Origin of the sequence: Pseudomonas sp., from assembly GCF_049645325.1 — a bacterium.
Lineage (GTDB): Bacteria > Pseudomonadota > Gammaproteobacteria > Pseudomonadales > Pseudomonadaceae > Aquipseudomonas.
Genome location: NZ_JBARTQ010000318.1, coordinates 1 through 6,871, shown reverse-complemented (window position 1 = coordinate 6,871; position 6,871 = coordinate 1). Strand labels below are relative to the sequence as shown.

Genomic DNA, 6,871 nt, shown 5'->3' with positions numbered 1-6,871 from the left:
GGCACAGTTCGACCTTGGTGGCGTTCGCGGAAAACAATGCGAAGTTGACGCCCAGGCCGTCCCAGGTGGCGCCAAGGGGGAAGGGCAAACCTTCACGAATCCGCGACGGCTCGTGGTCCGGCGTCGGTTGGCTTTTATCGGGCTTGCTCATTAAGTTGCTCCTGCAAAGGTCTTTTTTCGGGCCGAACACGGCCGTGCCGATGAGTATTCAACGGCGCACATTGGAGAGTGAAATAGCCGCCCACCGACACTGTCGGCAGGCGGCTCATAAGGTCACAGGATTAAGGCTTGGGCTTCTTCGTTGCCGGGGGCTTTTTTGCCGCCGGGGGCGCCGGCTTGCTCGCGGCAGGCACTGGCGGCTTGGCTTTGGCGGCAGGCTTGGGCGCGGTTTTCGGCTTGGTCGCAGGCTTTGGCTTGCTGGGCGTCAGCGCTTCCGCTTCGGCCAACTTGCGCGCCATCTCCCAGTGACGCGCATCTTCACCATGGGGTTTCCCTTCAGATTCCCAGATCTGATGCGCCAACTCGCGAATACGTTTGTCTTCAGTACTCATCACAATGCTCCTCACAGAAAATTTCAGCTTTCTTGATCATCAGGATTGATAAAGACATTGACCGGGAAATCCCCCAGGGCAGTGCAGATCAGCAGCTCCTTGTCTGGTGTGACTGCGCCCGTATGAAAAAGTCCCTTCCAGTTTTGAGTTGTGGCGGCGAACGGTAATTTCACCCGCGTATCGCCCCAAACCTGCGCATTGATGTGAGGCTGCACACCGTTTTCAAGCAAGCGATGGGTCCAACGCGGCACCACCACCAGCAAGCGTTTGCCTTGGTGTTCGCGGCAAAATGCGACGACGTGATCGGCGTGTTTGCCGGTGACTTCCAGCGGTGTATAGGCGCCGCTGCGCAAGAGATCGGGGTTGGCCTTGCGCATGGCCAACACCTGGGCAATCAGCGCTTGCTTGATACGCCCGTCTCGCCAGTGGGACAACAGTTCTTGAATGCCCGGCGGCGACTTCAACGCTTGTTGCCGCGCGTTGAAATCCACCGGGCGCCGGTTGTCCGGGTCGACCAGGCTGAAGTCCCAGAACTCATCGCCCTGGTACAGGTCCGGCACACCCGGCACGGTGAGGCGAAGCAAGGATTGCGCCAGCCCATTCAGGGCACCCGCCGGGGCGATGGCGTGAGCCGCGTCACCGATGGCGTTGCGCAATGCGCGGCCGTCTTCGCTGAGCATCAGGCGTGACAGGAAGGTCTCGACGCCTTTCTCGTAGGCCTCGTTCGGCGCGCTCCAACTGCTCTGCAACTTGGCTTCGCGCAGGGCTTTTTGCTGCCATTGCCACAAGCGCTCTTGATAGCCTTCAAAGTTCACGTCCATGTCCAGCGGCCAGCTGCCGAGCAGCACCTGATAAAGGATCAGCTCATCGCCCGCTGACGGGCTGTCCGAGTCGCTGCGCAACGGCGCCGCAAGGCGGCGCCAGTGTTCGACCTGTTCGGCATACCAAGTGGCGCACTCACTGAGCACGGCCAAGCGCGCGCGCGTGTCTTCGCCGCGTTTGTGGTCGTGGGTGGCGGTGGCCAGCAGGTTGTCCGGGAACGTCTGCAAGCGTTGTTGGTTGACCGCGTGGAACTCGGCCAGGGGCGCACTGAACTGCTCGGTGCTGAAGCCCACGTCGTTACGCGACAGCAGCACTGCCGAGCGATAGAACGCGGTGTCTTCCACGGCCTTGGCGGCGGCGGGCGAGGTCAATTGCTGGAAGCGCACGCACGCATGCTTGAGGATTTTGCGCTCACGCCCCACCGGACGATTGCGCCACGGCTGACCGCCCAGCCATTTCTCCAGGTGATCGAGCACCGGCCAGTCGCCTTCGCCCAACGTGGTGCGCGCGCCTTCCAGCGCCTGCTGGAAAAACCGGTCGTCTTCGGCGCTGCGGCCCCGGGCGCTGATATAGGTGCGGTACACCGGGAAGTGCACGATCAGTTCCTGCAAGGCACGGCGGATCGCGCCCAGGGTCAGGTCGCGGGTCATCACGTCGTCGCGGGCCACTTGCAGCAGGGCCTGGGCCACGCTTTCAAAGTCGCCGCCGAGTGAGCCGTTAAGAATTTGCTGGCGCGCCAGTCGGGCTTCTTCAATAAACGCCGAAGGCCGCTCGCTGTGGCGCCTCCACAGCTCGGCCAGCGGCGCGAAGCCCGCCGGGTCATGTTGCAGCAGCGACAGCTGGTTCATGAATTCGTAACCGGTGGTGCCGTCCACCTGCCAGTCTTCGCGCAGGGTTTCGCCTTCGCCGAGGATCTTCTCGACGAAGATCGGCAGGTGTCGCTCGGGCGATAGGGAATCCACGCGACGGCGCAACTTGCGGCAGTAGCCGCGCGGGTCGGCCAGGCCGTCGATATGGTCGATGCGCAGGCCGTCCACCAAGCCCTCGCTGATCAACTCGAAAATTTTGCCATGGGTCGCTTCGAACACGGCGGTGCGCTCCACGCGCAGGCCGCCCAGCTCGTTGACGTCGAAAAAGCGCCGCCAGTTGATGTCGTCTGCCGCCGTGCGCCAGCTGGCGAGGCGGTAAGCCTGCTGCTCCAACAGCGAGTGCAGGCGCTTGAAACCGTCGGGTTGGCGGCCGTCGAATTCGCTCAGGCGTTGCTCGATGGCGGGCAGCACTTCGGTGGCCCGTTCAGCCAGCGCCTGCTTGAGCCAGGCCGTTTCGTGGTAGGCGTCGTCTTCATAGGCCAGGGCTGTGAAGCGATCGGCCAACGGCTTAAGCGCCTCATCAGTGCCGAGAATAACCGCGTAGTCCCGTGGGCAGATGGGGAAACGGTGCTCGTAATGCTCCACATAAAACTCGCCGTGGGTGGCGTCAAAGTGCAGGGTCAGGGTGCCGGTTTGCAGGGCCTCGCCATAATCGCTGCCCAGAAACGGCATCAACAATTGGCCCTTGAGCAGCGGGTCGGGCGAGTGCCATTGGATATCGAAAAATTCGCTGTAGGGGCTCAAGCGTCCCCATTCCAGCAGGTCCAGCCACCAAGCGTTATCGGCACCGCCGACGGCCATGTGGTTGGAGACGATATCGAGGATCAGCCCCATGTCGTGCTCGCGCAACGCGGCCACCAACCGGCGCAAGGCCGGCTCGCCGCCCAGTTCCGGGTTGACGGTGGTTGGGTCGACCACGTCATAGCCGTGCATGGAACCGGCGCGGGCACTGAGCAGCGGCGAGGCGTACACATGGCTGATGCCGAGCCGGGCGAAATACGGCACCAGTGGCACCGCGTCGTCCAGGGTAAAGCCTTTATGGAATTGCAGGCGCTGGGTCGCGCGTAACGGCACGGCCTTCATAGGTCACGCTCGCGGGCCTGGTTGCGCGCCACGGCCAGCAGCTCCAGGCGGCGTGCGGCGCTTTCATTGTCGAGCAGGCTGGCCGCTTCACCGGCCAGGCGTCGGCGCCAGTTAGGGTGGGTGTCGGTGGTGCCGGGCAAGTTGGCTTGTTCCTCGATCCCCAGCGCATCTTCCAGCGGCAGCAGCACCAGCGGCGCGCGGGTGTGGCCGAGGTAACGCACACTGGCGTCGATCATGTGGTCGGTGTCATTGCGGATCTCATCGACGAAGTTCTGCGGGTCCTGGCTCAAGGCTTGGCGCAGCGCCTGGCGTTCGCGCAGGCGGTGCTCGCTCCATTGCTCCACGGTGGGCGCATCGATCAGGCCCAATTGGATGTTCCATTCGATATCACGGCTGTGCCACCAGCCGTTGAGGGTCGGCAAGTCGTGGGTGCTGGTGGTGGCCAGGGCATTGTCCGGCCAGTCGAGGATCGGCTTGAACTGGCCCTCGTGGTTTTGTTCGAACAGCAGCACGCGCATGCCCAGAATGGAGCGGCCGATGAGTTTTTCGCGCAGGCCATCCGGCACGGTGCCAAGGTCTTCGCCCAGCACGATGGCGCGGTGGCGATGAGACTCCAGCGCGAGCAGACGCAGCAGGTCGTCCACCGGGTAATACAAGTAAGCACCTTCACGCGGCGAGGCATCCATGGGGATCACCCACAGCCGTTGCAGGCCCATCACGTGGTCGATACGCAGGCCGCCGGCATGGGCAAAATTGGCGCGCAGCATCTCGATAAAGGCGCGAAAGCCGTTGCGCTTGAGGCCTTCCGGGGAAAACGCGGAGATGCCCCAGCCCTGGCCGGCGCGGTTAAGGATATCGGGGGGCGCGCCGACGGTAAGGTCCGCGAGCAATTCATCCTGGCGACTCCAGGCCTGGCTGCCACCGCCATCGGCGCCGACGGCCAGGTCGGCAATCAGGCCTACGCCCATGCCGCTGCCTCGGGCGGCTTGTTGCGCGCGCGCCAGGCTGCGGGCGATCAACCATTGGCTGAAAGCGAAAAAGCCGATCTCATCCGGGTGTTCAGCAGCGAACTGCGCCAATGCCGGGCTTTGCGGGTTACGCCATGCCTCGGGCCAGTGCCGCCAGTCGAGGTCCTCACCTGCCGCCGCGCGAACCGTTTGCACGGCCTCGAAGCGGCAGTGGTTTTCCAGGGCTTCACCGCCGGCCTGGCGGAAGCTCAGGAAGTCGGCGTGTTGCGGGTGCCCGCCGTGGCGGAAGTCGTCATACAGCGCGCGCAACAGGCGTTGCTTGGCTTTGGCGGCGGTGGGCCAGTCGATCAGGGTCAACTGCTCCAGGCTGTGCAGCTCATCCTCCAGGCCCGCAGCCTCGATGGCGCTGCGCACTTCGCGCTCGCCGAGGATGCACGCGGGCGAGGCATACAGGCTGTTGAGAAACAGGCGGCTGGAAGGCGAATACGGGCTGTAGCGCTCGGGGTCGGCACTGAACATCGCGTGCATCGGGCTGATGGCCAGGGCATCGGCGCCGCGCTCGGCGGCGGAGCGGGCCAGGTGTTCCAGCGCCAAGGTGTCGCCAAAACCGCCGTCACCCAGGCGACGCAGGGCATACAGCTGGGCGCTCAAGCCCCACGCGCGGGCGGGCTGGCTGTCGACCGCCTCGGCCACGCTGTAGCAGTGAGTCGGCGCAACGGCCAGGGTGAAGGTCTGGTCGTCGATGTGCACCTGGTGGTAGCCCAGGGCAATTACGCCGGGCAGCAACGCGTTGCCGTCGAGGCGCAATTCCAGGGTGTCGCCGTCTTCCAGGCTGACCCGGCACAGGGTGTCGGGCTCGAAGTAGCGCGCGAGGTCCAGGCTGGCACCGCTGTCGACGGTCATCAACGGCGGCAGGTGCTTGTCTTGTTGCACCTGTTCCAGTTCCAGCAGGCTGGCGTCGATTTCGGCATCGGTGTCGGCCGGGTGACCCAGGCCTTTGAGAACCGCGCGCAGGGCGGCGGGTTTTACATGTTGCGGGCGGCCGTTTGCATCGATCCAATCGACGGCCAGGCCCGCGCGGCTGGCGAGTATTTCCAGGTTCGCTTCGCTCAAGGGTGCTCTCCAACAGGGAATAAGGCGACGCGCGCGCTGTACGGCGCCAATTGCGCCTCGTCACGGGCAGGCGTCTCGAATAGCAGATGCGGTGGCGCGGGGTGATCCAGCGCGGTGGCACTGAGGTTCAAATCAATGTGCAGCACGCGGCCGTCGCCCAGGCGCCAGCGCGCGCTGACGGCGCCGTCTGCCAGCACCTGCGCGCCCAACGCTACGCTGCCGGGCAAATGCGGCACGATATGCTGGTGACGCAGGCTCAGCAGGTGGCGATAGAACTGGGCGTGTTCGTTTTCGACGAAGGTGGGCACCGATTGCAGAAACGTCGGCAGGGCGTTCGGGTCCGGAATGCGCTCACGCCGCTCCGGGTCCTTAAACGCGGCGAAGTCGGCAAACTCATTGCGACGGCCTTCGCGCACGGCTTCGGCCAGTTCGCCATGGTGGTCGGTGAAAAACAGGAATGGCTCGGCGGCGTTGGTTTCATCGCCCATGAACATCAACGGAATCATCGGCGACAGCAACAGCAGGGTAGTCGCCGCTTTCAGGGCCTGGGGCGTGCAAAGCTGATGCAGGCGTTCGCCGAACGCGCGGTTGCCGATCTGGTCATGGTTTTGCAAAAACAACACAAAGGCGCTCGGTGGCAAATGCCCGCTGGGCTCGCCGCGCGTATGGCCGTGGCGTGTGGTGTCGCCCTGGTAGATAAAGCCTTCGCCCAGGCAGCGCGCCAGCTTGGCCGTGGTGTCTTGGGCGAAGTCGCTGTAATAGGCGTCGGTTTCGCCGGTCAGCAGCACGTGCAGGGCGTTGTGGCCGTCATCGTTCCACTGCGCGTCGAAATCCTGTTCCAGGAGGCTTGCCTGGTTGAATTCGTTCTCCAGCACCAGCCACACGTGGCGGCCGATGTCGGCTTGCTCGCGCACCCGTTGCGCCAGTTCTTTCAGGAACCCGGGGTTGTCGATGGCGTGCACGGCATCCAGGCGCAGGCCGTCAAAGCGATATTCGAGCAACCACATCAAGGCGTTGTCGAGGAAGAAGTCGCGTACTTCACGGCGATCAAAATCAATGCCTGCGCCCCACGGCGTGTGCACGTCTTCCTGAAAGAAGTTTTTCGCGTACTGGCCTAGGTAGTTGCCGTCGGGGCCGAAGTGGTTGTAGACCACGTCAAGGATCACCGCCAGGCCGTGCCCGTGGGCGCTGTCGATCAGTTGCTTGAGTTGTTCGGGGGTGCCATAGGAGGCTTGCGGGGCGTAGGGCAGGACCCCGTCGTAACCCCAATTGCGTTCGCCAGGAAATTGCGCCAGCGGCATCAATTCAATCGCGGTAACGCCCAGCTCGGCCAGGCGCGGCAGTTGGGCTTCGACGGCGGCGTAGCCCCCCAGCGCGCCGACATGCAGTTCGTAGATCACCGCCTCGTGCCACGGCCGGCCGGGCCAGTGGCTGTGGCGCCACTGATAGGCGAGCGGGTCGACGA

5 protein-coding genes are annotated in these 6,871 nt (G+C 64.1%); all 5 read right to left on the bottom strand.

Annotated features, from left to right (window positions below; genetic code table 11):
* The coding region (locus WBB95_RS14405; RefSeq protein WP_424488187.1) for a hypothetical protein at positions 1-151 on the bottom strand (151 nt) is incomplete at its 3' end.
* Positions 152-281: 130 nt separating this feature from the next.
* Positions 282-551: a DUF2934 domain-containing protein gene (locus WBB95_RS14400; protein WP_424488186.1), complete on the bottom strand. Its 270-nt coding sequence runs from the start codon at positions 549-551 to the stop codon at positions 282-284.
* 23 nt (positions 552-574) lie between these two features.
* Positions 575-3,325 (bottom strand): malto-oligosyltrehalose synthase, encoded by a 2,751-nt coding sequence (locus WBB95_RS14395; RefSeq protein WP_424488185.1) that lies wholly within the window; start codon positions 3,323-3,325, stop codon positions 575-577.
* Complete coding sequence (gene malQ, locus WBB95_RS14390; protein ID WP_424488184.1) at positions 3,322-5,406, bottom strand: 4-alpha-glucanotransferase; 2,085 nt, start codon at positions 5,404-5,406, stop codon at positions 3,322-3,324. The genes WBB95_RS14395 and malQ overlap by 4 nt, the downstream gene beginning before the upstream one ends.
* Positions 5,403-6,871: malto-oligosyltrehalose trehalohydrolase (treZ, locus tag WBB95_RS14385; protein ID WP_424488183.1), on the bottom strand; the 1,469-nt coding region annotated here is incomplete at its 5' end. The genes malQ and treZ, both read right to left, overlap by 4 nt.